Source organism: Nocardiopsis ganjiahuensis DSM 45031 (assembly GCF_000341085.1).
Taxonomy (GTDB): Bacteria; Actinomycetota; Actinomycetes; order Streptosporangiales; family Streptosporangiaceae; genus Nocardiopsis; species Nocardiopsis ganjiahuensis.
The window spans coordinates 39,733-64,601 of the sequence record NZ_ANBA01000020.1; the positions used below are offsets into that span (position 1 = coordinate 39,733).

Here is a 24,869-nt window from a genome sequence, read left to right on the forward strand (position 1 = left end):
AGATGACCGAGCACACCCCGCCGTCCTGGGCCGACGCCTCCGTGGAGGAGCTCCGATCGGCCTTCGCCTCGGGAGCGGCCACGCCGAGCGGCGCCGCGCACGCGGTCCTGGAGAGGATCGGGCGGGACGCCCCGCTCAACGCCTACCACGCGGTCACCGCCGAGGAGGCGCTCCGAGCCGCCGGGGAGGCGGACCGGCGCCACGCCGAGGGGCGGCCGATCGGGCCGCTCGACGGCGTACCGGTCACGGTCAAGGAGAACCTGGGTCGCACCGGGGTGACCGTCCCCTCCGGCACCGCGCTGCCCGATCCGCCGACCCCGGATCGGGACTCGCTCGTCGTCAGCCGTCTGCGCGAAGCGGGGGCGGTCGTCGTCGGCTCCACGGTCATGCCGGACTGGGGCATGCTCTCCTCCGGCGTCAGCTCCCGGCACGGCGTCACGAGGAGTCCCTGGGACCCCTCCCTGACCTCCGGCGGGTCCTCCGCCGGAGCGGCCGTCGCCGCCGCGGCCGCCCACGGCCCGGTCCACGTCGGCACCGACATCGGTGGATCGATCCGCCTGCCCGGCACCTGGAACGCTCTGGCGACGCTGAAACCCTCCGCCGGGCTGATCCCCCTGGACAGCCCCTACTCGGGCCGGGTCGCGGGGCCGATGGCGCGCCGCGTCGCCGACCTCTTCCCCCTCATGGAGGCCGCCGCGCGGTGGGACGACCGCGACGCCTCCACCCACCCCTTCCCCCCACAGGACTTCACCCCCGCGACGACGTCCCCGGAGGGGCTGCGCGTGGGCCTCCAGCTGGAGGGCGGCCCCGGGCTGCCGCTGTCCCCGGCCGTGCGCGCGGCCGCCCTCGACGCGGCCGAACGCTTCGCCGCCGCCGGCGCGGAGATCGTCGAGGTCCCCGCGATCACCACCGAAGAGCTCCTGCTCCGCGTCGACCGGTTCTGGCGGGTCCGGGCGCTGAACACGCTGCGGAAACTTCCCGACCACCTGCGCGAGGGCGACCGTCCGCGGAAGGGCTACGTCCTGGAGTACATCCTCGACTGGTGCCTGGGCGGCCGCGGCGTGGACGGCGCCACCGCCGTGGACGACTACGAGGCGCTGGCGGAGCTGGGTGCGAGGACACGGGAGCTCACCCGGGGCCTGGACCTGGTGCTCTCACCCGTCACTCCCTGCACGGCGTTCCCCGCCGAGCAGCCCATGCCGCGACCGGAGCCGGACGAGCCGATGGCGCACATCTCCTACACGCTCCCGTTCAACATGTCCGGCCAGCCGGCGGGCACGGTCAACGCGGGCCGGGACGCCGACGGGAAGTGGATCGGCCTGCAGTTCGCCGGACCGGTCGGCGACGACGCCCGGCTCCTGCGCCTGATGGCGTGGTGGGAGCGGGTACGCCCGGCACAAGCCGTACCGGACTGGCGGGAGATCCGCTCCGGGGACTCAGTCCGACCGCGGTGACTCCGCCGGGGCCGGCCCGGAAGGGGGATCCGAGGACGTCGCCGGGGCCGGGGGCGCGGCGCCGTCGACGGCCGTCCAGCCGCCGTCCACGGCCAGCACGGTGCCGGTGACGTAGCTCGCCGCCGGGGAGGACAGGTACACGGCCGCGCCGACCATCTCGCTCGGCTCGGCCCACCGGCCCATCGCGGACTGCGAGGCGTACCTGCGGTACCACTCCGGGTCGTCCCGCACCTGGCGGGTCAGCGGGGTCGTCACGACCCCCGGGGAGACGGCGTTGACCCGCACACCACGGGGGGAGAACTCACTGGCGGCCGAGCGGACGAGCGACTCCAGGGCCGCCTTCGTCGCTCCGTAGACGCCCTGGCCGGGCTCGACCACGCGCGCCCGGATCGAGGACAGGAAGACCATGGAGCCCCTGCCGTGCCGCGTCATCGAGTCCCCGAACGCGCGCAGCACCGAGAACGTGGCCGTCAGGTTCAGTCCCACGACGGCGTCGAAGTCCTCCTGTGTGTAGTCCAGGATCCCGCGGCGCACGTTCATGGCCGCGGTGTGGACCAGGATCTCCGGGTGCCCGAAGCGCGCCGGGGCACCTGCGACGGCGGAGGCGTCCGTGACGTCGAGCTCTTCGGCTCCCGCCGGGCCCGTGGCGGCGGTGCCGGCCGGGTCCCCGCCCGTCTGCTCCCGGCACAGCCGCGCGGTGGCCTCGGCCGCTCGGAGGTCCCGGTCGGCGCAGACCACACGGGCCCCGGACGCGGCCAGCCCCTGGGCCGTCTCACGGCCGATGCCCGAACCCGCGCCGATGACGACGGCGGTCAGGCCGTCCAGCCGGAACAGCCGGCCGTAGTCCGTGAACGTCATGCCCGCCCACCCTTCCTCGGGATCCTCATCATGGCCATCCTGGTCACGGTGTACTCCTCCATCGCCCAGCGCGGCCCCTCGCGGCCGACGCCCGAGTCCTTCACGCCGCCGTAGGGCATCACGTCCGAGCGGAATCCGGGGATCTGGTTGACGACCACGCCGCCCACCTCCAGTTCGTCGACGGCCTGGTGCGCCTCGGCGAGGTCCGCGGTGTAGATCGAGGCCTGGAGCCCGTACCGGGAGTCGTTGGCCACGCGCACGGCCTCGTCGAGGTCCCGAACCCTGCGCACGCACGCGACCGGGGCGAAGACCTCCTCGCGCCACAGCTCGTCGTCGACGGGGACGTCCACCAGGATCTGCGGTGCGACCAGGGAGCGGGCCGCGGCGGCCGATGCGGCGGCCTCCGGGACCGGGGCCCGTCCGAGCACGCGGGCGCCGCGTCCACAGGCGGCCGCCACACTCGCGTCGACCCGCGCCGCCGCCCCCTCGTCGATCAGCGCCGCCACGTGGGTGGCCCCGTCCCACGGGTCGCCCACGACGACACCGTCGAGCGCCTCGGCGAGCCCGGCCTCGAAACCCCGGTCGACGTCGTCGAGGACCAGCACCCGCTGAACGGAGATGCAGGCCTGGCCGTTGGCGTAGAACGCTCCCCTGACGACGGCGTCGACGGCCTCCGCCGGGTCCGCGGAGCCGGTGACGATCAGCGCGGCGTTCGACCCGAGTTCGAGCACGGTCCTGCGGGGCGCCGCCGAGCGCGCGATCTCGTGCCCCACGCGCGCCGAACCGGTGAAGGACACGACGGCCGCACGCGGATCCTCCACCAGGGCGCGTCCCACGTCGGGACCGCCGGTGAGGCACTGGAGGAGGCCCTCGGCCATGCCCTCCTCCCGGAGCGCGCCGCGCACGATCGCGGTGAGCCAGAGCGCGGAGAGCGCGGTGGCCGGAGCCGGTTTCAGCACCGAGGGGGTGCCGACGGCGAGCGCGGGGGCGATCTTGTGGCTGGCCAGCAGGAGCGGGTAGTTGAAGCCCGCGATGGCCACGACGGTTCCCAGGGGCCGGCGCCGGTACCAGGCGAGCATGTCCTCGCCTCCGGGCTGCAGGTCGACCGGTACGAGCTCCCCCTCGTTGCGGCCGACCTCCTCGGCGGAGGCCTCCCAGCAGCTCAGCGTGCGCTGGACCTCCACTCGGCAGTCACGGCGCGGCTTGCCCGTCTCCAGGACCAGGAGGTCCTCCAGCTCCCCGCTCCGTTCGCGCAGCTCCGCGGCGCACCTGCCGACGAGGCGTTTGCGCGCCGCGGCCGTGGTGCGACGGGCCGCGGCCCGGAGCCCTTCGGCGTGTTCCATCGCCTCGTCCGCGAGGGCCGCGGTCCCCTCGGGCACGTCCCGCAGGTGTTCCCTGGTCCAGGCGTCCACCATGGGCGCCGTCCGGTCGGGGGCCTTCCATCCCGATCCGACGGGGAGCCCGGCGGGGAGCTCCGCGTCGATCCTGGGGGGCATGCGACGGACAGGCATGGAGGGACGCTCCTCTGGTCGACTCCGGCACCGGTCGTGTAGCCGGGGTCACATCGTACAACTTGTCAGACCAGTTGCACGGCCGAGGGGACCCCTTCGAAGACGGACCGGTCAGGACCTCGGTCGAGGGCCCTGTACTCGGCCGGGGGCTCGGCGAACTCAGGGTGGTCCCGCCAGTAGTACGCGCCCTTGAGGCCGATCATCGCCCAGTGCCACGGCTCGTCGTGGAACACCAGTCCCCGGTGGCTCGTACCGGGCGGCTGGTACGCGTAGAAGCTCTCGGCCTCACGCACCGGAGGCCCCGGCGCCGGGGCCTCCCCCGAAACCCCGTCGAAAAAGATCTCCCGGGGTGTCGAATGCGGGCACCGCCGTTCGACGGAAGGATGTAAGGACAACCGAGCACCGAGGAATCCCTATGCGCACACTGATCGTCACCGCGTTCGTCTCCGTCGACGGAGTCATGGAGGCCCCCGGCGGAGAGCCCGGGTACCGGAACACCGGCTGGACCTTCAGGTCCGTGGAGATGGACGAAGCGGTCTACGAGATGAAGACCACCGAGCAGGAGGAGTCAACGGCCCTGCTCATGGGGCGGCGCAGCTACGAGGCGTTCGCTCCCGTGTGGCCCTCCATGGAGGAGTTCTCCGGGTACAACTCCATGCCGCGCTACGTCGTGTCCACCACGCTCACCGAGGACGACCCGCGCTGGCCCGCGACGGTCCTGCGGACGCTCGACGACGTCGCCGAGCTCAAGGGGACCGAGGGCGGTCCGATCACCGTGCACGGCAGCGCCACCCTGGGCCGGGCCCTGGCCGACGCGGGTCTGGTCGACCGCTACCACCTGCTGGTCTTCCCCCTCCTGCTGGGAGCGGGCAAGCGCCTGTTCAGCGACTCCGACAAGGACACCACCAAGCTGAACCTTGTCGAACACGAGGTGTACTCCAACGGCGTGCAGAAGCAGGTCTTCGACGTCGTCCGCTAGACCCGAGCGGGAACCGCGGACTTCCACCGGTCTCCCGCCGGGTACTTGACCTGGAGCGCGCTCCATCTCCCAGACTCCGTGTCGAGGGCCCGCCGCCACGCGGGCCACGGACGGGAGGACCCCCCATGCGTCACCGCACCATCGGTACCGACCCCGCCACCCGACGGCAGGTGAGCGTGCTCGCCCTGGGCGTCATGCTCATGGGGTGGCGGACCGACGAGAAGACCTCGTTCGCCATCCTGGACCGCTATGCGGAAGCGGGCGGCACCTTCCTGGACACCTCCAACAACTACGGCACGGACGGCGGGTGGAACGGGGAGAGCGAGATCCTCCTCGGCCGCTGGCTGCGCGACCGGGGTGTCGGTGACGAGATCACCGTCGCCACCAAGCTGGGGGCGCGGCCGCGATCGCCCGGCACCACCTACGTCGAGAACCGCGAGGGGTTGTCGGCGAGGGTCGTCCGCGAGTCCACCGAGCGCAGCCGGGAACGCCTGGGCCGGGAGCGGATCGACCTGATGTACGCGCACATCGAGGACCCGGACGGCGACCCCGCCGAGACGATGGAGGCGTTCGGCGAACAGGTCGCCATGGGGTCGATCGGCCTGCTGGGGGTGAGCAACCACCCGTCGTGGCGGGTGGAGCGCGCCCAGCGGTTGGCCGCCGCCCGGGGACTGCCCGGCTACGAGGTGCTGCAGTACCAGCACAGCTACCTGCGTCCCCGTACCGACATGGGCGACGCGGTCTGCCAGGACGGCAACATCGGCGGGGCCGGCCCGGACATCCTCACCTACGTGCGCTTCAACCCGGGGACGCCGCTGGTGGCGTACACCCCGCTGCTGGCCGGGGCGTACGTGCGCGAGGAGAAGCCGATGTCGCCCGACTACGACCACCCGGGCACCGTGCGGCGCATGAAGGTGCTGCGCGAGGTGGCCGCGGAGACCGGGGCCACCCTCAACCAGGTGGTGCTGGCCTGGCAGATCGGGCACGAACTGCCGATCATCCCGCTGGTGGGCGTGTCCTCCCTGGAGCAACTGGAGGAGAACCTGGAGGCCGTCGACCTGGAGCTGACCGCCGAGCAGCGCACCAGGCTGGACTCGGCGAGGTGAACCGGTGCCCGCGGCCGGTGCGTGGACGGTCGCACCGGCCGCGGGCGCCTGCTATTCGTCGGAGTCAGGGGAGGGGGACCCGGCGGCCCCTACGGGGTGTCCGGCAGGAGCGGACGCATGAAGGTGCGCTCGTAGCGCAGGACACAGCCGCTCTCCTCCCTGATGCGGTCGGCCTCGACGAACTCGGGATCTTTGCCGAACCGCTTCCGGTACTCCTCGTACTCGGCCAGGCTGGGGAAGCTGAACAGGGCGAGCGCCCTGTCACTGGCGCCCTCCCCCGGCAGGAAGTACCCGTGATGCGTACCCCCGTGCCGGTTGACCAGCTCCATCCAGCGGTGTCCGAAGCGCTCGAACGCCTCGGTCTTCGCCGGGTCGATCACGTACTCAACCACACAGGTAATCACCTGACCGATACTAACTCCGCGCTCCGGTGCGGCGCCGCAGGCCCAGGAAGGGGATCACGAGGAGGAACAGCACGCCGTAGACGGAGAGGATGACCACGATGTCGCTGCCGAGCAGTTCCAGGAGGAGTCCGATCGCCAGGACCGCGATCGCGCGGCCCGCCATGCGCAGCCGCGCCGACCGCAGCGCCTCGCCCGTCGGCCGCTCGCCTCCGCCGGCGGCGAAGGCGACCGAGATCCCGGCGACGACCGCGAACAGGATCGACGAGCGGCCCTCGGCCAGGGCGGCCCAGGTGCGCGGGTCGAGCAGGTCGAGCGAGGCCGTGATACCGGTGTGGACGGCGATCATTCCGAAGACGGCGATCCCGCGCGCGACGTCGACCCCCATCAGGCGCGGCGGCCGTCCGAAGTCGTGCCACCCGGCGATGGGTGAGCGCCTCCGCGCGGTGTCGTCCGTACCTGCCGGACGGTCGGATACAAGGCTCAAGGGGTGGCCCTCTCTGGCTGGGGTCTGCTGTGTCCCGCAGCGGTGCGGACACCCTCGCGCCGGTGCGCCGCCCGCACTGCCGCAGGGCTCCTGACGCCGCCTGCCCGGCCGGAGGTTCGGTACATGCGGGCGTGACGGGAGGGCGCGGGTCCCGGCCGGGAGCGGTCCGCGCTGGGGAAGGGAACGGGTGGGCCGGTCGCGACGGCTCCCCTCCCCCGTCGCCGTGGAACGGCGACGGCCTCTCACCCCAGGTCCACGATCCGTTCCGGCCGGGCGAGGGTCTCGGCGCGGTGGGAGGCGATGAGGACGGTGCCGTCGAAACCGGCGATGACGTCCGAGACCGCTCGCTCGGTGGCGGGGTCGAGACTGGCCGTCACCTCGTCGACGAGCAGGATCCGCGGGCGCCGGACGAGGGCGCGGGCCAGGCACAGGCGGGCCCGCTGGCCACCGGAGAGGCGCACACCGGCCTCGCCGAGGTCGTCGTCGAGACCGATCCACGTGTGGGCGCCGACGCGTTCCAGCGCGGCGGCCAGTTCACGGTCGGGCCGGGGTCGGTGGCCGCGCACCAGGTTGTCGCGGACGGTGCCGTGGAAGAGGACGGACTCCTGGTCGACCAGGGCCACGGCTTCGCGTAGCGCGGGGTCGTCGACCTCGGTGACGGGAACGGCCGTGCCTTCCGGCGTGAGGAGCTCGACGGTGCCGGAGGAGGGGTCCCACAGGCGGGCCGCCAGGGCGATGACCGTGCTCTTCCCGGAACCGGAGGGGCCCCGCAGGCCGACGTGCTCACCCGGGGCGACGTCGGCCGACCAGGAGGTGAGAACGGGGCGGCGTCCCTCGTAGGCGAAGGAGACGTCGCGGAAACGCAGTCCGAGCGGCCCCGCGGGCAGTGGTCGCGGCCGGTCGGGGACGGTGACGACCGGAGGGCGGTGGATACCCGACGCCACTCGTCGGGCTCCGGCGACGAGGGGGTGAAGCCGTGTGAACGTCGCGGTGGCGTCGGTGACCGCCGCGACACCGGCCAGGGCCAGGGCGATCAGGGCCGGCAGTTCGGCCGGTGAGAGGCGGGGGGCCGTGGTGTCGGAGAGCACCCCGGCCGCGGTGCTCCCGGCGAGGACGACGCCGATGACCGTGACGGTGGTGGCGGACTCGCGCAGCGAGGTGACCAGCTGGTCGAGCAGTTCGCGGCGGCGCGCGAGGGCGGCCGCGCGTGCGGTGGCGGTGTCCGTCTCGGCGCTGACCTGCGGGGCGAGGCCGTAGGCGAGCACTTCGCGCAGGGCGCCGAGCGCGTCGACGATCCGCGTGGACAGGGCCGAGTTCTCGGCTTGTTCCCGCTCTCCCAGGCGACGGGCCGTGCGCGCCCAGTACAGCGCGCTGCTCGCCACGACGGCGCTGCCCGCGAGCATGACGGGTCCGGCTTCCGGGAGCAGTACGGACGCGGCGGTCAGGGAGGCGAGGAACAGGGTGAGCGAGGCGCCCAGCTGGGCGATCGTGTGCGCGTAGAAGAACTCGAGTCTTTCGATGTCGTCCATCGCGACGGCGGCGGCCTGCCCGGAGTGTTCGCGGCGCCGGCCGGGGACGCTGCGGGCGTAGGCGTCGAAGAGCGCCATGCGCAGCCGGGCCAGGACGCGGTAGGCCAGGGCGTGTGAGACGTCCATCTCGCGCCAGGTCAGGACCACGCGCAACAGCACGAGGCCGGTGATGAGGAACCACCAGTGGGGTCGGGGCGGTGTGCGTTCGACGACGGCGTGCCCGACCACCCAGGCGGTGAGGACGGTGAGGCCCGCCAGGGTCAGCACGCTGGCGGTGCCGACCGCGTAGCTCCAGAGCATCCCGCGCCACTGCGGGCGCAGGACCGGCAGGAGTTCACGGAAGGAGCCGAGCGCGGAGAGGGTGTTCACGACAGGCTCCCGTCCAGGTGCCCGGAGGCGAGGTGCAGCACGTGGGAGACCTCGCTGAGGGTCTCGGGCCGGTGGCTGATCATCACGACGACGCGGTCACGGGCGACGCGGTGCAGGGTGGCGACGACGTCGGCGGCACGGTCGTCGTCCAACGCGCTCGTCGGCTCGTCGACGAGCAGGACCGGGCGGCGCGCGAGCAGTGCCCGGGCGAGCGCCAGGCGCTGGCGCTGCCCTCCGGACAGGTTCGCGCCGGCTTCTGCGACCTCGGTGTCCAGGCCGTGCGGGAGGGCGAGGACCTCGTCGAGGATCCCGGCCGCACCGCAGGCGGCGGTCAGTTCCGCCTCCGTCGCGGGGCCGGTGACCGTCAGGTTGTCGCGAACGGTTCCGGCGAAGAGCACGGGCCGTTGGGAGAGCACCGCGATGTCGGTCGGCCGCAGGGGACGGCCGTCGAGTTCGATGCGTCCTTCCCGGGGGACGAGGAAGCCGAGGAGGAGGTCGAAGAGGGTGGACTTCCCCGCGCCGGAGGCACCGACGACGGCGGTGAGGGTTCCCCTGCGGGCTGTCAGGTCGAATCGGTCGAGGACGTCCTCCCGGGCTTCGGGGTAGCGGAAGGTCACCCCGGTCACGCGCAGCACGTCCGCCGTGGAGCTTCCGGGTGGCCGTTCCCCGGTCTCCGCAGCGCCCGTCCGGACGGCGTGGCCGGTCGGGTGGCCGCTCCCGTCGGCGGGGCCGGGGGTTTCGGTGAACGCGCCGATGCGGTCGAGCGCGGGGACCGCGGAGAGCCCGAGGAAGCCGGCGTGCCAGTGCCGGGAGAGGTCGCGGACGGGGCGGAAGGCCTCGGAGGACAGGAGGAGGACGAGGTAGACCTCGATCGCGGGGGCCTGTCCGGTGACCGCGTGGGCGGTGGCGGCGACGGCTGCGGCGACCACCCCCGCCTGGACGGCGAGGTCGGTGACGGCGGTCTCGGCCAGGGAGCCGCGCATCACCCGTTCGGTGGCCCTGCGCAGCGCCTCCGACCGGGTGTCCAGCCGGTGCCGGGTGCCGGGCACGTCGCCGAGTGCGCGCAGGGTGGACATGCCGCGCAGTGACTCGAGCAGGTCGGCGCCGAGTGCCTCGTAGCTGTCCCAGTGGTCGAGTCCGCGCCGGGCCATCATGCGCTTCCACGCCAGAGGGCCCGCCAGCGCGAGCACGACACCGGCGGAGATCACCAGGCCCGCCGCCGGTGAGAGCAGGAACAGCCCGGTCACGACGAGCGGGCAGGCGATGAGGATCTGCGCGACGGCGGGGATGTACTTGGAGACGTAGGCGTCGGTGCCGTCGACGCCGTCGCCGAGGGCGGAGCGCATCGAGCCGTCCCGGGCGGAGGTGTCGTGCAGGCGCCGGGCGGTGAGCACCGATTCCACGGCGCGGCCGCGGACCGCCTGTCTGACCCGGCCGCCCAGGCGTGCCGCGGCGGAGGTCTGGGCCAGCGAGAGCACCAGCCGCAGCAGTGCCGTGCCGATGACGAGTGCGGCCGCGGCCAGTACTTCCCGGGGGCGTCCGCCCAGCACCGCGGACATCGCCCAGGCGATGGCGACCGCCTGGCCGACGTGGGTGAGCAGGACGAGCACCAGCAGCCCGACGCTCCGGGCCAGGGTGCCGGGGAAGCGCGCGGCCTCCCGCCACAGCTGGGGAACGATCATCATGCGTCCGTCTCCTCGTCGAGCTCGTGCGCACCTTCTCGAAGACGGACGTACCGGTCCCGTGTGCCGATACGTGCCGGGGAGGGCGAACCGCACACACCGTACTTGAAAATGATTTTCGTTTGCAATAGCTTTGCCCCATGATCCCCCAGAACCTCCTCACGGCCGGGCACCGTTCCGGACGCACGCACGCCGCCGGTGTCGGCGGCGGGGAGCGACTGGAACGCGGCGCTTCAGGGCGCCACGTCGGCGGCGACGGCGCGGCACGCACCGCGAACCGGCCACGGCAGTAACCACCTCGACAGCCTCCGCCCCTCGGGGCCTCCGTCCCCAGCTCCGCCGCCGGCGCACCGCTGCCCGCGCCACCGGCCACCTGAGAAAGCACCCACCACAGATGGCAAGAACCACCCTCCGAAGGCGCGCCCCCGCCTCCCTCGCCCGCCTCCTCCGCAGGGAGCGGCCGGGGGACGACGGCCCCGCCGTTCCCCCGGCCCCCGTGACGAACGGCCGCCGTCGCCGCGACGCGCTCGCCGTCCGGATCCTCGTACCGGCCCTCACCGCCGTGTTGTTGTCGGTGCTCCTGATGTCGACGAGCATCGGCACGATCGCGGTCTCCCCCGCCGACTCGCTGCGCATCGTCGTCGGCCACCTCGTACCCGGCATGCCCTGGATGTCCGACGGTTCACTGAGCACGCTGCAGGACAACGCCATCTGGCAGTTCCGGCTCCCCCGCGCACTCCTGGCGGCGACCACCGGCGCCGCCCTCGCCCTGGCCGGCGCGCTGATGCAGGCCGTGGTGCACAACTCCCTGGCCGAGCCCTACATCCTGGGCGTCTCCGCCGGAGCGGGTGTGGGCGCGGTGTCGTTCATCGTCCTGGGGATCGGGGTCGGGTCCCTGGGGATCGGGGCCTCGGCGTTCGCCGGAGCCCTCCTGGCCACCGCGGCCGTCTACCTGCTCGCCCGCAAGAACGGCCGCATCGCGCCCCAGCGGCTCATCCTCGCCGGTGTCGCCCTCGGTTCGCTGTTCAGCGCCGTGACCAGCTACCTGACCATCGCCACCGACGCGCAGAACGTCTTCAGCATCATGTTCTTCCTGCTGGGCTCGGTCTCCGCCGCCACGATGGGCCACCTCGCTCTGCCGGTGACGGCCCTGGCCGCCGTCGGGCTGTACACGGCGCTGCGGGCGCGCGCTCTCAACGCCCTGCTCATCGGAGACGACGCCGCGGCCTCGCTGGGTGTCAACGTCAACAGGACGCGCAGTGGTGTCCTGGTGGCGGCGGCACTGCTGACCGGCTCCGTGGTCGCGGTCTCGGGCGGTATCGGCTTCGTGGGTCTGATCATCCCCCACATCGCGCGCATCCTCGTCGGCTCGGACCACCGGAAGATGCTCCCGGTCGCCCTGCTCGGCGGTGCGGCCTTCCTGGCCTCCTGCGACCTGCTGGCCCGAACGCTCGCCGCCCCCTCGGAGATCCCGCTGGGCGTGCTCACGGCGATGGTCGGAGCACCGTTCTTCCTGTGGCTGCTGCGGCGCGACCGCGCCGAGAGCGTGGGGATGGGCCGATGAGAGTCGACATCGTGAACCTGACCGCCCACCGCGGCGGGCGGACCGTCCTCACCGACGTGAACGTCCGCGTGCCCTCGGGCACGGTCCTGGGACTGCTCGGACCCAACGGAAGCGGCAAGTCCACCCTGCTCCGCGTGGCCTCCGGCCTCTCGGCCCCCTCAGCCGGGCGCGTGGACCTGGACGGCACCGACCTGCGCACCCTGAAGCGCGGGGAACTGGCCCGTCGGGTGGCGGTGATGGCCCAGGAGCACAGCGAGGAGTTCGAGATCTCCGTGCTCGACATGGTCCTGCTCGGGCGCATCCCGCACGGGCGCGGGTACGGCCGCGACTCCGACCGGGACATCGCGGTCGCGCAGCACGCCCTCCGACGCGCGGGGGCCGCGTCGCTGGCCGAACGCTCGTTCTCCGCCCTCTCCGGAGGGGAACGGCAACGGGTCCTCTTCGCCCGTGCGCTCGCCCAGGACACCCCCGTGCTCATCCTCGACGAGCCCACCAACCACCTCGACATCGCGCACCAGATCGAACTCCTCGACCTGATCAGGTCCACCGACCGCACGGTGCTGATCGCGTTGCACGACCTGAACCTGGCGGCTCGTTTCTGCGACGCCGTCGGCGTTCTCGCCGACGGGCGCCTGCTCTCCCTCGGCGCTCCGCAAGAGGTCCTGCACACCGGCCTGATCCGCTCGGTCTTCGGTGTCGAGTCGACCGCGGTCGCCCACCCCCGTTCCGGGGACCAGCACTTCATCTTCGACTCCCGCAGCACGGTGCCGACCGACGCACCTCCCCCCGTCCACCAGTTCGTCCCGCCCCAGGAAGAGACCCCAGCACCATGAAGCACAGCTCAACCACCTCCGTGACCGGATCGCGTGACCGCCGGCCCCACTTCGCGATCGTGTGCACCGCACTCGCCGCGCCCCTGCTGCTGGCCGCCTGCGGCACGGGGGTCGTCTCCGACGCGCAGGACACCGGGGGTTCGGGGGAAGCCGTGGTGGTCACCAACTGCGGGCGCGAACTGTCCTTCGAGACCGCCCCCACCAGCATCGTCGGGATGATGCCCTCGCAGACCGAGCTCCTCATCCGGCTCGGTGCGCAGGACTCCCTGGCCGGGCAGGCCCAGACCGCCGTCTCGCCGTTGTCGGACGACGTCGCCGAACACGCGGCCGACGTCCCCGAGCTCAGCACCGACGCGCCGCCGGCACGCGAGGACCTGCTCGCCGTCGGCCCGGACCTGGTCGTCTCCCCCACCGAGTACGAGTTCACCGCCGAGCAGGGCTTCGCCGGAATCGAACAGCTCAACGAGAACGGCGCGGAGGCCTACGTCGCGACCGGCGGCTGCGCCGAGCGCCGCCACTCGGCGGAGGTCACCGACCTGTTCACGGACATCGCCAACCTCGGTGAGATCCTGCGCGTCTCCGAGGAGGCGGACGAGCTCGCCGCGGAGTCGCAGGAGCGGCTGTCCGCCGTCGAGTCCGCGATCAGCGACCTGCCGAGGCCCACCGTCGCGCAGGTCTTCGTCGAGGGCAACTCCCTCTCGGCCATCGGTGCCGGGATCGAGGCGAACATCATCGCCTCCGCCGGCGGCGACAACGTCTTCGACCCGGACTCACCCGAGTTCGCCGACTTCTTCGCGGCGGAGATCAACCCCGAGGAGATCGTCAGCCGCTCCCCCGAGGCCATCGTGTTCGCGGCGAGCGGTCCCGAGAACGAGGAGCAGACACTCGACTACCTGCGCAGCACCTTCCCCGACGTCCCCGCCGTGGAGAACGATCTGCTCATCAGCATCCCCTCGAGCGACATGTACCCCGGCACCCTCGGCAACATCGACGCGGTGGAGACGATCGCCCACCGCCTCTACCCGGACGCGTTCTGAGCCGGACCGGGGAAGGCGGCGTCCGCCGGACACCGCTCCGGACACGGGCGGGACGGGCACGGACCCGCAGGCCGCTCGGCTGACCGGCGGCTCCTCGGGCGTGGTGTGCACGCTCGAGGAGCCGCCGGACCGAACAGCGGGACCAGCCCCTCGAACCGTCCCTGCGGACACGGTTCCGGTTGGCACAACCACGGCGAGCGGTTCGGCCGCGTCGAGGGCTGCGTGGGGCACGGCGACACGGGCCGCAACCGGGACGGGATGGCGAGGCTCCCCGCCCCCGAACTGCCGCCGGTGCGGATGCGGCCGCGGAGGAACCCGCCGCCCCACGCGCAGTCCGAGGCCTGACCGCGGCCGCCCAGCGGTCTCCGCGCGCCCGTACGGCTCTCCCGTCGGGGCCGTCCCGTCCGCGCTACCCGGCGTTCTCGGCCGCGGTCGCCTCCGCACGATCCGCGTGCCCGTACCCGGCCCCGGCCCGCGGTCTCGGCTCCAGGGTGCGACGCTCCGGGTCCAGGGTGAGGACCCGGTCCATGCGGTCGGCGACGGAGCTGTCGTGGGTGACCATCACGACGGCCAGGCCACGGCCGCGGCGCAGGGTCTCCAGGAGGTCGAGCAGGGAGTCCGCGTTGGCCGCGTCCAGGGACGACGTCACCTCGTCGGCCAGGAGGAGGCGGGGTCGCGCGGCCAGGGCGCGGGCGATCGCCACCCGTTGCCGCTGCCCCCCGGAGAGCCGTGGGGGAAAGGCCTGGGCGACGTCCGCCGCCAGCCCCACCTGTTCCAGCAGTTCGGGGACCAGGGCGCGGGCCCGGGCCCGGTCCAGCCCGCGCAGCACCATCGCGGGCCGGGCCAGGGCCGCGCCGACCCGGTGGGCGGGGTTGAGCGCTCCGGCCGGGTCCTGGCCGACCAGTTGGACCGCCCGCAGCAGCTCCCGGGGACGGTCCGTGTGCCTGGCGGGCAGGGGGCGGCCCTCCAGTGACAGCGACCCCTTCACGGGAGGGTGGAGCCCGGCCAGGCTCCTGAGCAGTGTGGACTTGCCGCTTCCGGAGGGCCCCAGGACGGCGACCGCCTCCCCTGCGTGGACGGACAGGTCCGCCGCGCCGAGCACCTCGTCTCCGCCCGGGGTCCTCAGGGTCACACCGCGCATTTCCAGGACCGGGGTCCCCGGCGCGGGGGGCGGAGCCGCGGCCGCGCTACCCGTCCGGCGGGCCGCACCCGGCCCGCCGAGGCCGAGGCGGACGTCGGCCACGCGTTCGGCGAAGTCCCGGTCGTGGGTGATGACCAGGGTGGCCCTGCCCCGGCGCCCCCGCCGTTCCTCCAGTACGCCGAGGACGAGTTCGACCGTGGCGGGGTCGAGGCCGCTGGTGGGTTCGTCCAGGAGCAGGAGCTCGGGGTCGGCGACGACCGCCCGGGCCAGGGCCACCCGCTGGGCCTGGCCTCCGGAGAGCTCGTGCGGGCGCCGCCGCCACAGCGCCGAGGCGTCCAGACCCAGGGCGGTGAGGGTCGCACGGACGGCTTCGGCGTTCGCGCCGCGCGCGCCGCCCGGCAGCGCCTCCGCCACCAGGGCGGAGACGGGGCGCAGGGGGTGCAGGTCCGAGGCCGGGTCCTGGCCGAGCATCCCGGTGCGGAGCCGGCGCCAGCGGCGTGCCGCACGACCGGACGGCACCGGCTCCCCCTGCCACAGGACCTGACCGGACCGGCGGACCAGTCCTGGCGGGAGCGCTCCGAAGGCGGCCAGGACGGCGCTGGTCTTACCGCTGCCCGACGCGCCCATGACCGCCAGGACGCCGCCGTCGGGGACCCGCAGGTCCACCGGGCCGACGATCGGGGCGCCCAGGGAGTCCTCGACCACCAGCCCCCGTACGCTCAGTCCCTCAGACACCGGTGGTCTCCTTCCGTGCCGGCCGCCTGGAGCGGGACCGGCGTGTGCGGCCTTCGTGGAAGAACAGCTGGGCCAGGAGGGCGAGCAGGACCGTGGTGGCGCCGAGTGCCACAGCGGGCGCGGCCACGGCCCAGGGGTTGAGCGCCACTCCGGTCATGTTCTCCCTGAGCATCAGGGCCCAGTCGGGTGCGGGCGGGGCCGCGCCCAGCCCCAGCACGCTCAGGGCGGAGGCGATCTGGAGTGCCACCACCAGGCGCAGCCCCAGGTCCGCGGCGACCAGCCCGCGCATGGCCGGGAGGACCTCCCTGACCAGGACCGAGGCGGCGGTCTCACCTCGCAGGAGCGCGGCCTCCACGTACCCGGAGGAGCGGGAGGCGCGGACGGCGTCCCTGACCACGCGCAGCGTGAGCGGGGCTCCCCCGCACACCGTCGCCACGACCACCGCCGCGTGCCAGGGCAGGGCGATGGCGGCGACCAGGGCCAGCAGCAGGGACGGCAGGGCGAGCAGCAGGTCGGCCCCGGCGGTGAGGGTGCGCGAGGGCAGACCCCCGAACCACCCGGCGAGCAGGCCCGCGGCGGTCCCCGTGACGGAGGCGCACACGGCCGCCAGCACCGACACCGCGAGCAGGCGGCCGCCTCCGGCCAGGACCCGGGACCACACGTCGCGGCCAAGTGCGTCGGTGCCCAGGAGATGGCCGGGTCCGGGCCCCTGCCAGGGGGTTCCCACCGGCGATGTGGGGCTGTGCGGCGCCCACGCTCCCCCAAGGAGGGCGGTGGCCAGTACCGCGGCGAGCAGCAGCGGAACGAGTACACGGGTCACGGTGCCTGCCTTCGGCGCGGTTCGGTCAGGGCCGCCACCAGGTCGCCGACCAGCAGGCCCGCCAGCACGACCGCTGCCGCGGCCAGGGCGGTGGCCTGGACCACCGGGAGGTCGCGGGAGGCGATCGAGGAGACCAGCAGGGAGCCCACGCCCGGATAGCTGAAGAGGGTCTCCACCACGGTCGCGGCTGCCACGAGCCCGCCCGCGGTGACCGCCGCGACCCGGGTGAAGGGGGCGAGCAGGAAGGGGAGCACGTCCACCAGGGCCACCCGCCAGGGCGCGTTGCCCCTGCGGCGCGAGTCTGCCACGTGCGGCAGGCGGACGGTGTCGGCCACGGCGCCCGCCAGCAGTCCGCCGCCGAAGAGCGCTGTGGGCAGGGCCAGGGAGAGTACCGGCAGGACCAGCAGCTCAGGGGTCTGCCAGGGTGCGGAGCCGGGCGGCAGCAGGGAGACCGGCGGGACCAGGCCCAGGCCTCCGGAGAGCACGGCCGCCAGACCGCTGGCCACGACCACCGTGGGCAGGGCCGCGCCCCCGGTGAGGACGGAGGTCGGGCCCCCTCGCCCGCCGCGTGCGTTGCCCGCCCACCAGGCCAGGGCCAGGGCCAGGGGCAGGGAGACGAGGAGCGCGCCCGCGACCAGGCCGAGGGTCGCGGGGAGCCGTTGGGCGAGCGCGTCGGCCACGGGGCGCCCGTTGACCATGGAGGTGCCCGGGTCCCCGATGAGCAGGGCCCGGAGCCAGTCGGCGTAGCGCTGCCACGCGGGGGCGTCCAGCCCCAGGTCCTCGCGCAGCAGGCGCAGCTGCTCCTCGTCCGCCCCGGGGGACGCCCGGAGTTCGGCCGCGTCCCCCGGCAGGAGTTCGGTGGCGGTGAAGACCACCACCGACACCAGGGCCAGCAGCAGCACGCTCCTGGCCAGGGCACTCAGCAGTGACGGCCCCGCGGCCGCCCCCCGCCTGCGGGGGAGGACGGCCGCGGGGGCGGTCGCGGGAACGGACATCAGCCGGCGACCTCGACCCGTTCGACGAACAGGCGGTTGAAGCCGGGCCCGGTGGGCAGGCCGGTCACGCCCGAGGCGGTGAGGTCGAGGCCGTCGCCCACTCCCCAGACCACGTACCCGCCTTCCTCGGCGACGTGCTGCTGGACGTCGCCGAGCATCGAGTGGCGCCGCGCCTCGTCCTCGGTGGCCAGGGCCTCGGCGAGCTCCTCCTCCCACTCCGGGTCGTCCCACCCGGTCTCGTTGATGGGCCCGTCGGCGACCAGGGCCATCTGGGCGAAGTCGACGAACCCGTTGCCTCCCAGGCTGTTGAGGTAGAACGGTTCGACGTTCCACACCTCGCTCCAGTAGGTGTCGGGCGGTCCGACCTCGACCTCGACCTCGATGCCCGCCTCCGCGAGCTGTTCGGCCGCCAGGGTCGCGGTCTCCTCCATGCCGGGGTAGGCGTTGGTGGCGTGCAGGGTGAGGGACACCCCGTCACCGTGGCCCGACGACTCCAGCAGCTCCCGCGCCCGGTCCAGGTCGCGCTCGACCGGCTCGGCCTGCGGGGCGAAGGGTTCCTGCGGGTTGAGCAGGTCCGACCCCGGTTCCCCGTAGCCGAGGAAGACCGTGTCGACGAGCTGTTCGCGGTCCAGGGCGAGCTTGACGGCCTCACGCACGTCGGGGTCGTCGAAGGGCTCGGTGTCCGTGTTCATGACCAGCGGGTAGTTCACGCCCCCGGGCCGGGAGACCACCTGGACCTCCTCGCTCCCGTCGTGCTGCTGGGCGGCGGTGGGCGCCACGCTCCCCGCGACGTCCGCCTGTCCCGAGGCCACCGCGTCGGCGCGCGCGCCCGGGTCGGGCATGGCGCTGATCTGGAGTGTCCGGTAGTCGGAGGCCTCTCCCCACCAGTCGTCGTTGCGGGTCAGCACGGCGGTGGTGTCGTCGTGCTCCTCCAGGACGAAGGGCCCCGAGCCCACCACGGGTTCGGTGATGTCGTCACTGCCCTCGGGTACCACGAAGGTCAGCGAGGCCAGGGCGACGCCGACCTCGGCGTAGGGCTGCCGGGTGGCGAGTTCGAGGGTGTGCTCGTCCACCACGGAGGAGGATTCCAGGTCGAACACGGACAGGCGCCCGTTGTTCTCGGCGCCCTTGCCCTGGATCCGGTTCAGTGAGAACAGGACGTCGTCCGCGGTGACGGCCTCACCGTCGGAGAAGGCCGCGTCCTCCCGCAGGGTGACGGTCCACAGGTCGAGGTCCGCTGTCGCCGGTTCCCACGACTCGGCGAGGCGCGGCTGGACGGCGCCGTTCTCGTCGGTCACGGTCAGCACGTCGTAGAGCATGGCGAACCGCAGGTAGTCGGACTCGTTGCCGACACGGCCGTGCGGGTCGTGCGTGGTGGCCGCGGGGGCTCCCACGGCGGCGTAGCGCAACGTGGTGTCCTCGGCGGACGCCGCCTGCCCACCTTCCTCCCCGCCACAGGCGGTGGCCACCAGCAGCGCCGCGCAGGCGCTCACCGGTAGGAGTAGTCGTCTCATCGTCTGGCCTTTCTCAGGGGTCGGGGCCGTGCGGCGCACGGCCCCGGAACAGGTCTCCCGGCCGGGGTCAGGAGGGGTCGTGTGCGGTGACGGCGCCGGAGGGGCACCAGTCGGCCGCGGTGAGGGCGCGCTCACGGGCCTCGGGCGGCACGTGGGCGCGGAGCAGGACGACGAGTCCGTCGTCGTCCTGGTCGAAGAGGTCGGGGGCGGCGCGGACGCACTGTCCGGCCCCGGCGCAGGTGTCGGGGTCCGTCTCCAGGCGCAGCGCGGTGACGGGGCGGCTCACCACGAGACCGGGACCTCGTCCAGCCCGAAGATCGCCGAGGAGGAGCGGGCGGGCAGATCGGCCAGGGCCAGTTCGGACCGGAGCGTGGGGACCCGGTCGAACAGGGTGCGCAGGGCGATCTCGATCTCCAGCCGGCCCAGGTTCTGGCCCACGCACTGGTGGGTGCCGTAACCGAAGGCGACGTGGTTGCGCTGTGTGCGCCGCACGTCCAGGCGCCCGGGTTCGGGGAAGGCCCCGGGGTCGTGGTTGGCCGCTCCGAGCAGGGCGATGTAACCGTCGCCCGCGGGGATGGTGCCGGAGCTCAGTGGGATGTCCTCGGTGGCCACGCGCAGGGTGATCACGTCGGCCACGGAGAGGTAGCGCAGCAGTTCGTCCACCGCTCCCGGCCACAGCTGCGGGTCCTCGCGCAGGAGCTCCAGCTGCTCGGGGTGTTCGAGCAGGGCCAGGGCCGCCAGCGGGATCATGTTGCGGGAGGTCTCGTGCCCGGCGTTGAGGGTGATGCCGATCTGGGACAGCAGGGAGTGGCGGGTGATCTCGCCGCGTGCCAGGGGGCCGGTGGCCAGGCGGCTGATCAGGTCGTCCCGGGGGTCCTTCGCCTTGTCGTCGATGAGCCGGTCGATCAGGCCGAACAATTCGCCCAGGGCGGCGCCCACCTCCTCCTCGGTGCTGTCCCGGCTGCCGGAGATCGAGGTGATGCGCCGGAAGAACTCCAGGTCCTCCAGGGGGACGCCGAGCAGCCGGCAGATGACGGTGGTGGACACCCGGTTGGCGTAGTCGGCGACCAGGTCGGCCGGGGCCGGGCGGCTGAGGAGGTACTCGACCTGTTCGGCGCACACGGCCTCGATCGCCGGGCGCATGGCCCGCACCCGGCGCACGGTGAACTCCCCGACGAGCATGCGGCGGACGAGGGTGTGGTCGGGCGGGTCCATCCGGATGAAGGGGCGCAGTTCGGCGGCGACGACCTGCTCCCCGTCCCCGAGCGCGGGAAAGGCGGGGTTTCGGGCGTCGGAGCTGGCGGCCGGGTGGGACAGCGCGGCGCGCACGTCCTCGTGCCGGGTCACCAGCCACGGTCGTTTGCCGCTGGGGATCCGCGCGCGGGTCAGGTCCGCGCGCTCCCGCATCCCGGCGTAGTCGTCCGGAGGGGTGAAGGGGCAGGTCCGGGCCAGGGGGAAGGAGGTGTCGTCGCCGTCGGCAGCGGTGGGGCCGGGATCGGTGGCGGGATCGGTGGCGGGGTCAGGTGCGGGCCGGGTCATTCTCGTGGCCTTCCGTAGTGGTGGGGGTGGGAGGGGTCGTGGCGTCCGAGGCGGTCAGGCGCCAGCCGCGGGCGCGTTCGCGGGTGCGGACGAAGTCGGCGTACCGTCCGCCTCGGGCGAGGAGTTCGCCCGGGGCACCGGACTCCACGACCCGGCCCGCGTCCAGGAAGACGACCTGGTCGGCCGCGGCCACGGTGGCGGGCCGGTGGGCGATCACCAGCACGGTGCGCTCCCGGGCGAGTTCGAGGGCCGTACGCGTCACCAGCGCCTCGTTCTCGGTGTCCAGGGCGGAGGAGGCCTCGTCCAGGACGACGACGGGCGCGTCCTTGAGCAGTGCCCGTGCGATGGAGACGCGCTGTTTCTGACCGCCGGACAGCGCGGTCCCGCCCTCCCCGACCCTGGTGTCCCAGCCCTCGGGCAGGTCGTCCAGGACCGCGTCGAGCCCGGACAGCGCCGCCACCCGGTCGAGCTGTTCGCCGGTGGCGTCGGGCGCGGCCAGGCGCAGGTTCTCGGCGACGGTGGCGTCGAAGAGGTACACGTCCTGGAAGACCAGGGCCACGTGCCGGGACAGTTCCTCGCTGCCGATGTCACGGACGTCGGCACCGCCGAGGCGGACCTGGCCGCGATCGGCGTCGTGGAAGCGGGCCAGCAGGCGGGCCACCGTGGTCTTGCCGGATCCGGAGGGGCCGACCAGGGCGGTCAGCGTTCCGGGTTCGGCGCGCAGGGTGGCCCCGTCCAGGGCCGGGGCGTCGTCCCCGCGGGCGTAGGCGAAGGTGACGCCGTCGAACTCCACGGCCGCTCCCCGCGGCAGGACCGGTGACTCCGGTTCGGGCAGGGGCCTCGCGTCCAGGACGGCGTTGATCCGGTCGAGCTGGTTGGTGGCCATGCGCAGGGCCGCGCCCTGGTCGGCCGCCGTGGCCAGGGGATGGGTGAACCGGGCCGCCAGCACCAGGAGGGCCACGGCCAGGGCAGGGTCGAGTCCTCCGTCCAGGACGAGCAGGACCGCGCACACCATGAGCAGCGCGAACATCAGCCGAACCGCGAAGGAGTAGGCCAGCATCACGGGGACGATGCGCAGCAGCAGGCGGCGCGCCGCCCCGTGTTCGGCGTCGAGGGCCTTCTCCAGGCTCCGGCCGCCCTGTTCGGTGCGGCCGAAGGCCCGCAGCACCGGCTGGGACCTGGCGTACTCCAGGACCCGGGAGGCGGCCTCGTCCGAGACCAGGTCCCGGGCGGCGTCGTTGCGGCCCACCGCGTCGTTGGACAGGGTGAAGACCATCCACACCACGGGCAGGCACGCCGCGGCGGCCAGCGCGATCCGCCAGTCGTGGAGGAACAGCGCGGCCACCGCCACGACGGGGGTGACCACCGCGTCGGCCAGCGGCGGGTAGATGTGCACGGGCACGTTGGTGGTGCGGGACACCCCGTCGGTGACGACCCTGTTGAGTTCACCGACGCGGTTCCCGGTGAACCAGCCCAGGGGCAGCCGGACCAGGTGTTCCCCGATGCGGCGGTGCAGTCCCCGGGAGATCGCCCCGCCGACGCGGAAGTTGACGAAGAGGCTGAGGGTGCGCAGCAGGGCGTAGAACAGGGTGACCAGGGCCAGCGCCGCCACCCAGCCCAGGGCCGCCCGGGGACCCTCCCGCAGGAGTTCGGTCAGCACGGGGACCAGCAGGGCGAAGACCACCCCTTGCAGGGCCGAGACCGCGGTGGTCAGGGCCAGGCTCGCCTTCACGGGACCGGCCTGCTCCGGCCCCAGGGCGCTGAGGAAAGCACGGATCACTGGTCTGCTCCCGATTCGTCTCGTCGGTGTCCCTGGGCTCGCCAGAGTTCGGCGTAGCGGCCACCCCGGCTCAGGAGCTCGTCGTGGGTCCCGCTCTCCACCACCCGGCCCGAGTCCATGACCGCGATCCGGTCGGCACCGGTGACGGTGGTCAGGCGGTGGGCCACCACGAGGACCGTGCGGCCGCGGGCGAGCTCGCTGAGCGCGTCCTGGACGGCTGCTTCCGAGACCGGGTCCACCGCCGCGGTGGCCTCGTCCAGGACCAGGACCGGGGTGTCGGCGAGCAGGGCGCGAGCGATGCTGACGCGCTGGGCCTCACCGCCGGACAGGTCGGCGTCCTCCCCGACCACGGAGTCGTAGCCGCGGGGCAGTGCCTCGATCCGGTCGGCGATCTGTGCCGCGCGCGCGGCGGCCGCGATCTCCTCTCGGGTGGCTCCGGGGCGTCCCAGGGCGATGTTGTCGGCGACCGTCTCCCTGAGCAGGCGGACGTCCTGGAGAACGAAGCCGACGGTGCGGTAGAGGTCGGCGATCTCGCGGACGTCGGCCCCGCCGACGGTGATCGATCCGGCGTCGGCGTCGTGGAAGCGTGCGAGCAGGGCCGCCAGGGTGCTCTTGCCCGCCCCGGAGGGGCCGACGAGGGCGGTCACGGTGCCCGGTTCCAGGACCAGGTCCACCTCGGCCAGGGCCCGGCCCCGTTCCGCTGCCGTCCTGTCACCGGTGTGATCGGTGTAGGAGAAGGACACGCCGTCGAAGACCACGCGGGACTCCGGCGGGGGCGGTTCCTCCCCCTGGTGCAGGGTCGGGGTGTCGAGCAGAGCCGTCACCCGTCCGGCCGCGGCTCCGGCGGCCTGGGTCTGCTGCACCCGGGAACCGATCACGTTCATCGGTGCGCACAGGGCCGGGGCCAGCAGGGCGAAGGCCACGACCGAGGCCGGCTCGGTCCACCCGGCGAGCGAGAGCCCCACCCCCGCGACCACCGTGACGACGGTGACCGTCGGCGCTGACAGCAGCAGGAAGGAACCGACCGTCACCGGGGTGGTGCTGCGCGACCAGTTCACGAAGAAGTCCGCGAAGTCGTCGGCGGCGCGGGTGAAGCGTTCGTGTGCGCGCCGGTGGCCGCCGAAGTGCTTGACCACCTGGATGCCGTCCACGAACTCCACGGCGGAGGAGTTGATCCGGTTCATGGCCTCGGCGTACTGGGCCATCTTCGCCATGCTCCCGGCCATGGCCCGCGAGAACAGGAGGATCCCCGCCGCCACCAGCAGGACGGAGACCAGGGCCAGGCGCCAGTCCACGGCGAACAGGTAGACCAGGGCGACCAGCGGCACGGTCAGGACCGAGGCCAGGTCGGGCAGGGTGTGCGCCACCAGGGAGTGGACGTCCTCGATGTCGTCGTGCACGCCCTTCTTGACCCGGCCCGACCCGCGGCCGGTGAACCAGCCCAGGGGGACCCGGGACATGCGGTGGGCCAGGGCACGGCGGACCGACAGCTGCAGGTCGTTGTCGGCCAGGTGGCCGACCAGGGTGGAGGCCGTTCCCGCGGCCAGGGCGGCGACCGAGGCGCCCACGGCGACGCCGACGAGGAGCCACACCCGCGCGGTGTCGACCGCCTCTTCGGCCAGCAGCGTGCGGGCCAGTTCGACGAGGCAGATCAGCGGGACGAGCCCCAGCGCCGAGGCCGCTCCCTGGAGCACCACCGCGGTCCGGATCCGCCCCCTGATGGGGCGGAGCAGGGTCTTCAGCGGCGATGGCGGCTGCTCAGGGGGCTTCGGTCCGGCCCCGTCGGTCGTCGCGGTCCGTTCCCGGCTCATCTGACCAGCACCCCGATCTCCGGGGTGGCCTCGCGCCCGCTGCTGGGCAGGCGCCGGAAGGTCAGACCGGACTCCTCCGCCAACCGGTCGACCCCGAAGGTCTCCCAGTCGTACTCGTCGTCGACGGTGCGCACCAGCTCGCCGTCGCGGAAGACCCGCCACTGGGTGCGCCAGCGCATGGTCTCCGGGCCGACCGGTTCACCGGAGATCCACCACTCGTAGACCTGGTCGCCGAGGGGTTCACGGCACATGCGCACGAAGGGGATGGAGCGGGGCGTGTCCACGCCCATGAGCTCGACGAGCACGATTCCGCCGGGGGGCAGGCGGTCGGCCAGGCGGCGCCACAGTTCCCTGCGCTCCGTCCGCGGGATGTGACCGGCCACGCCGAAGACCACCGCCGCCGAGATGGAGTCGGGCAGCGGTATCTCCTGCGCCGGTTCGGGCAGGACGGTGACCCGTCGGCGCAGGTCGGGGTCGGAGAACACCCGGCTGGTGAGCACGGCCCGCATGTTCGGCGAGGGCTCGGCCGAGTGGATGCGCGCCGCGGGCAGGATCCCGGCGATGGCCGCGGTGACCAGGCCGGTGCCCGCGCCGATGTCGACCACGGGACCGTGGCCGGTGTCCAGGCCGGTCAGGACCGAGCGCAGCACGGGTGTGCTCGTGGCCATGTGGCGGTGGCCGACGAGGTCGAAGAACTCGGCGGCCGGTGAGTAGTAGTCGATGG

The 24,869-nt window shown here is 73.5% G+C and carries 23 protein-coding genes and 1 pseudogene; 8 read left to right on the forward strand and 16 right to left on the reverse strand.

Features of this window, described 5'->3' with window-relative positions; genetic code table 11:
* The first annotated feature begins 2 nt into the window (after window positions 1–2).
* Window positions 3–1,454 carry an amidase gene (locus D458_RS34305; protein ID WP_017589654.1) on the forward strand — a complete coding sequence of 484 codons (1,452 nt, stop codon included), beginning with the start codon at window positions 3–5 and terminating at the stop codon, window positions 1,452–1,454.
* Here the strand turns inward: D458_RS34305 and D458_RS0126065 are convergent.
* From D458_RS0126065 to D458_RS34310, 3 genes are all read right to left on the reverse strand, one after another.
* A complete protein-coding gene (locus tag D458_RS0126065) occupies window positions 1,437–2,312 on the reverse strand; it encodes an SDR family NAD(P)-dependent oxidoreductase (RefSeq protein ID WP_017589655.1) in 876 nt (291 codons plus the stop codon). The genes D458_RS34305 and D458_RS0126065 overlap by 18 nt on opposite strands.
* On the reverse strand, window positions 2,309–3,823 hold the full coding sequence (locus tag D458_RS0126070; protein WP_204366928.1) for an aldehyde dehydrogenase family protein: 1,515 nt from the start codon (window positions 3,821–3,823) through the stop codon (window positions 2,309–2,311). Before D458_RS0126070 ends, D458_RS0126065 begins: the two co-directional genes overlap by 4 nt.
* A gap of 65 nt (window positions 3,824–3,888) precedes the next feature.
* Window positions 3,889–4,116, reverse strand: a complete 228-nt coding sequence (locus D458_RS34310) for a hypothetical protein (RefSeq protein ID WP_017589657.1) — start codon at window positions 4,114–4,116, stop codon at window positions 3,889–3,891.
* A gap of 122 nt (window positions 4,117–4,238) precedes the next feature.
* On the opposite strand from D458_RS34310, the gene D458_RS0126080 reads away from it, so the two are divergent.
* Complete coding sequence (locus D458_RS0126080; protein WP_017589658.1) at window positions 4,239–4,802, forward strand: dihydrofolate reductase family protein; 564 nt, start codon at window positions 4,239–4,241, stop codon at window positions 4,800–4,802.
* Between the two features lie 125 nt (window positions 4,803–4,927).
* Window positions 4,928–5,908, forward strand: a complete 981-nt coding sequence (locus D458_RS0126085) for an aldo/keto reductase (RefSeq protein ID WP_017589659.1) — start codon at window positions 4,928–4,930, stop codon at window positions 5,906–5,908.
* 89 nt (window positions 5,909–5,997) lie between these two features.
* Here the strand turns inward: D458_RS0126085 and D458_RS0126090 are convergent, their stop codons facing one another.
* The 4 genes from D458_RS0126090 to D458_RS0126105 form a co-directional block, all read right to left on the reverse strand.
* Window positions 5,998–6,300: an NIPSNAP family protein gene (locus D458_RS0126090; protein ID WP_017589660.1), complete on the reverse strand. Its 303-nt coding sequence runs from the start codon at window positions 6,298–6,300 to the stop codon at window positions 5,998–6,000.
* A 22-nt stretch (window positions 6,301–6,322) separates the two neighbouring features.
* Entirely contained in the window at window positions 6,323–6,796 is a 474-nt protein-coding gene (locus D458_RS0126095) for a heparan-alpha-glucosaminide N-acetyltransferase domain-containing protein (RefSeq protein WP_152521250.1), read from the reverse strand.
* A 242-nt stretch (window positions 6,797–7,038) separates the two neighbouring features.
* A complete protein-coding gene (locus D458_RS0126100) occupies window positions 7,039–8,694 on the reverse strand; it encodes an ABC transporter ATP-binding protein (protein ID WP_017589662.1) in 1,656 nt (551 codons plus the stop codon).
* The gene (locus D458_RS0126105) at window positions 8,691–10,379 is read right to left on the reverse strand and encodes an ABC transporter ATP-binding protein/permease (RefSeq protein ID WP_017589663.1); all 1,689 of its coding nucleotides are present in this window, start codon (window positions 10,377–10,379) and stop codon (window positions 8,691–8,693) included. Before D458_RS0126105 ends, D458_RS0126100 begins: the two co-directional genes overlap by 4 nt.
* Window positions 10,380–10,516: 137 nt before the next feature.
* On the opposite strand from D458_RS0126105, the gene D458_RS36815 reads away from it, so the two are divergent.
* The 5 genes and pseudogenes from D458_RS36815 to D458_RS37735 all read left to right on the forward strand — a co-directional run.
* Window positions 10,517–10,669, forward strand: a complete 153-nt coding sequence (locus D458_RS36815) for a hypothetical protein (RefSeq protein WP_017589664.1) — start codon at window positions 10,517–10,519, stop codon at window positions 10,667–10,669.
* Between the two features lie 245 nt (window positions 10,670–10,914).
* The gene (locus D458_RS0126115) at window positions 10,915–11,940 is read left to right on the forward strand and encodes a FecCD family ABC transporter permease (RefSeq protein ID WP_026119690.1); all 1,026 of its coding nucleotides are present in this window, start codon (window positions 10,915–10,917) and stop codon (window positions 11,938–11,940) included.
* Window positions 11,937–12,773 (forward strand): ABC transporter ATP-binding protein, encoded by an 837-nt coding sequence (locus D458_RS0126120; RefSeq protein ID WP_017589666.1) that lies wholly within the window; start codon window positions 11,937–11,939, stop codon window positions 12,771–12,773. The genes D458_RS0126115 and D458_RS0126120 overlap by 4 nt, the downstream gene beginning before the upstream one ends.
* Window positions 12,770–13,810, forward strand: coding sequence for an ABC transporter substrate-binding protein (locus D458_RS0126125; protein ID WP_017589667.1), 1,041 nt, complete (start codon window positions 12,770–12,772; stop codon window positions 13,808–13,810). The genes D458_RS0126120 and D458_RS0126125 overlap by 4 nt, the downstream gene beginning before the upstream one ends.
* Before the next feature lie 180 nt (window positions 13,811–13,990).
* Window positions 13,991–14,155: pseudogene (locus tag D458_RS37735) on the forward strand (pirin family protein); the annotation flags it as partial.
* Window positions 14,156–14,219: 64 nt separating this feature from the next.
* Here D458_RS37735 and D458_RS0126130 read toward each other — a convergent pair.
* The 9 genes from D458_RS0126130 to D458_RS0126170 form a co-directional block, all read right to left on the reverse strand.
* Window positions 14,220–15,686: an ABC transporter ATP-binding protein gene (locus D458_RS0126130; protein WP_017589668.1), complete on the reverse strand. Its 1,467-nt coding sequence runs from the start codon at window positions 15,684–15,686 to the stop codon at window positions 14,220–14,222.
* Window positions 15,679–16,506: an ABC transporter permease gene (locus D458_RS34315; protein ID WP_040702799.1), complete on the reverse strand. Its 828-nt coding sequence runs from the start codon at window positions 16,504–16,506 to the stop codon at window positions 15,679–15,681. The genes D458_RS0126130 and D458_RS34315 overlap by 8 nt, the downstream gene beginning before the upstream one ends.
* Entirely contained in the window at window positions 16,503–17,501 is a 999-nt protein-coding gene (locus tag D458_RS0126140) for an ABC transporter permease (protein ID WP_017589670.1), read from the reverse strand. Before D458_RS0126140 ends, D458_RS34315 begins: the two co-directional genes overlap by 4 nt.
* Window positions 17,501–19,015 carry an ABC transporter substrate-binding protein gene (locus D458_RS0126145; RefSeq protein ID WP_026119692.1) on the reverse strand — a complete coding sequence of 505 codons (1,515 nt, stop codon included), beginning with the start codon at window positions 19,013–19,015 and terminating at the stop codon, window positions 17,501–17,503. The genes D458_RS0126140 and D458_RS0126145 overlap by 1 nt, the downstream gene beginning before the upstream one ends.
* Before the next feature lie 67 nt (window positions 19,016–19,082).
* Window positions 19,083–19,301: a ferredoxin gene (locus tag D458_RS0126150; RefSeq protein WP_239648070.1), complete on the reverse strand. Its 219-nt coding sequence runs from the start codon at window positions 19,299–19,301 to the stop codon at window positions 19,083–19,085.
* Window positions 19,298–20,554: a cytochrome P450 gene (locus D458_RS0126155; RefSeq protein WP_017589673.1), complete on the reverse strand. Its 1,257-nt coding sequence runs from the start codon at window positions 20,552–20,554 to the stop codon at window positions 19,298–19,300. Before D458_RS0126155 ends, D458_RS0126150 begins: the two co-directional genes overlap by 4 nt.
* Window positions 20,535–22,334 carry an ABC transporter ATP-binding protein gene (locus tag D458_RS0126160; RefSeq protein WP_017589674.1) on the reverse strand — a complete coding sequence of 600 codons (1,800 nt, stop codon included), beginning with the start codon at window positions 22,332–22,334 and terminating at the stop codon, window positions 20,535–20,537. The genes D458_RS0126155 and D458_RS0126160 overlap by 20 nt, the downstream gene beginning before the upstream one ends.
* Complete coding sequence (locus tag D458_RS0126165; RefSeq protein WP_017589675.1) at window positions 22,331–24,145, reverse strand: ABC transporter ATP-binding protein; 1,815 nt, start codon at window positions 24,143–24,145, stop codon at window positions 22,331–22,333. The genes D458_RS0126160 and D458_RS0126165 overlap by 4 nt, the downstream gene beginning before the upstream one ends.
* The gene (locus tag D458_RS0126170) at window positions 24,142–24,813 is read right to left on the reverse strand and encodes a class I SAM-dependent methyltransferase (protein WP_040702800.1); all 672 of its coding nucleotides are present in this window, start codon (window positions 24,811–24,813) and stop codon (window positions 24,142–24,144) included. The genes D458_RS0126165 and D458_RS0126170 overlap by 4 nt, the downstream gene beginning before the upstream one ends.
* Window positions 24,814–24,869: the final 56 nt, after the last annotated feature.

Excerpts from the sequence above, each read along its gene's own strand:
- D458_RS34305 (WP_017589654.1), top strand. The coding sequence starts at position 3 with ATGACCGAGCACACCCCGCCGTCCTGGGCCGACGCCTCCGTGGAGGAG.
- D458_RS0126065 (WP_017589655.1), bottom strand. The coding sequence starts at position 2,312 with ATGACGTTCACGGACTACGGCCGGCTGTTCCGGCTGGACGGCCTGACC.
- D458_RS0126070 (WP_204366928.1), bottom strand. The coding sequence starts at position 3,823 with ATGCCTGTCCGTCGCATGCCCCCCAGGATCGACGCGGAGCTCCCCGCC.
- D458_RS0126080 (WP_017589658.1), top strand. The coding sequence starts at position 4,239 with ATGCGCACACTGATCGTCACCGCGTTCGTCTCCGTCGACGGAGTCATG.
- D458_RS0126085 (WP_017589659.1), top strand. The coding sequence starts at position 4,928 with ATGCGTCACCGCACCATCGGTACCGACCCCGCCACCCGACGGCAGGTG.
- D458_RS0126105 (WP_017589663.1), bottom strand. The coding sequence starts at position 10,379 with ATGATGATCGTTCCCCAGCTGTGGCGGGAGGCCGCGCGCTTCCCCGGC.
- D458_RS36815 (WP_017589664.1), top strand. The coding sequence starts at position 10,517 with ATGATCCCCCAGAACCTCCTCACGGCCGGGCACCGTTCCGGACGCACG.
- D458_RS0126120 (WP_017589666.1), top strand. The coding sequence starts at position 11,937 with ATGAGAGTCGACATCGTGAACCTGACCGCCCACCGCGGCGGGCGGACC.
- D458_RS0126125 (WP_017589667.1), top strand. The coding sequence starts at position 12,770 with ATGAAGCACAGCTCAACCACCTCCGTGACCGGATCGCGTGACCGCCGG.
- D458_RS0126140 (WP_017589670.1), bottom strand. The coding sequence starts at position 17,501 with ATGTCCGTTCCCGCGACCGCCCCCGCGGCCGTCCTCCCCCGCAGGCGG.
- D458_RS0126145 (WP_026119692.1), bottom strand. The coding sequence starts at position 19,015 with ATGAGACGACTACTCCTACCGGTGAGCGCCTGCGCGGCGCTGCTGGTG.
- D458_RS0126155 (WP_017589673.1), bottom strand. The coding sequence starts at position 20,554 with ATGACCCGGCCCGCACCTGACCCCGCCACCGATCCCGCCACCGATCCC.
- D458_RS0126165 (WP_017589675.1), bottom strand. The coding sequence starts at position 24,145 with ATGAGCCGGGAACGGACCGCGACGACCGACGGGGCCGGACCGAAGCCC.
- D458_RS0126170 (WP_040702800.1), bottom strand. The coding sequence starts at position 24,813 with ATGGCCACGAGCACACCCGTGCTGCGCTCGGTCCTGACCGGCCTGGAC.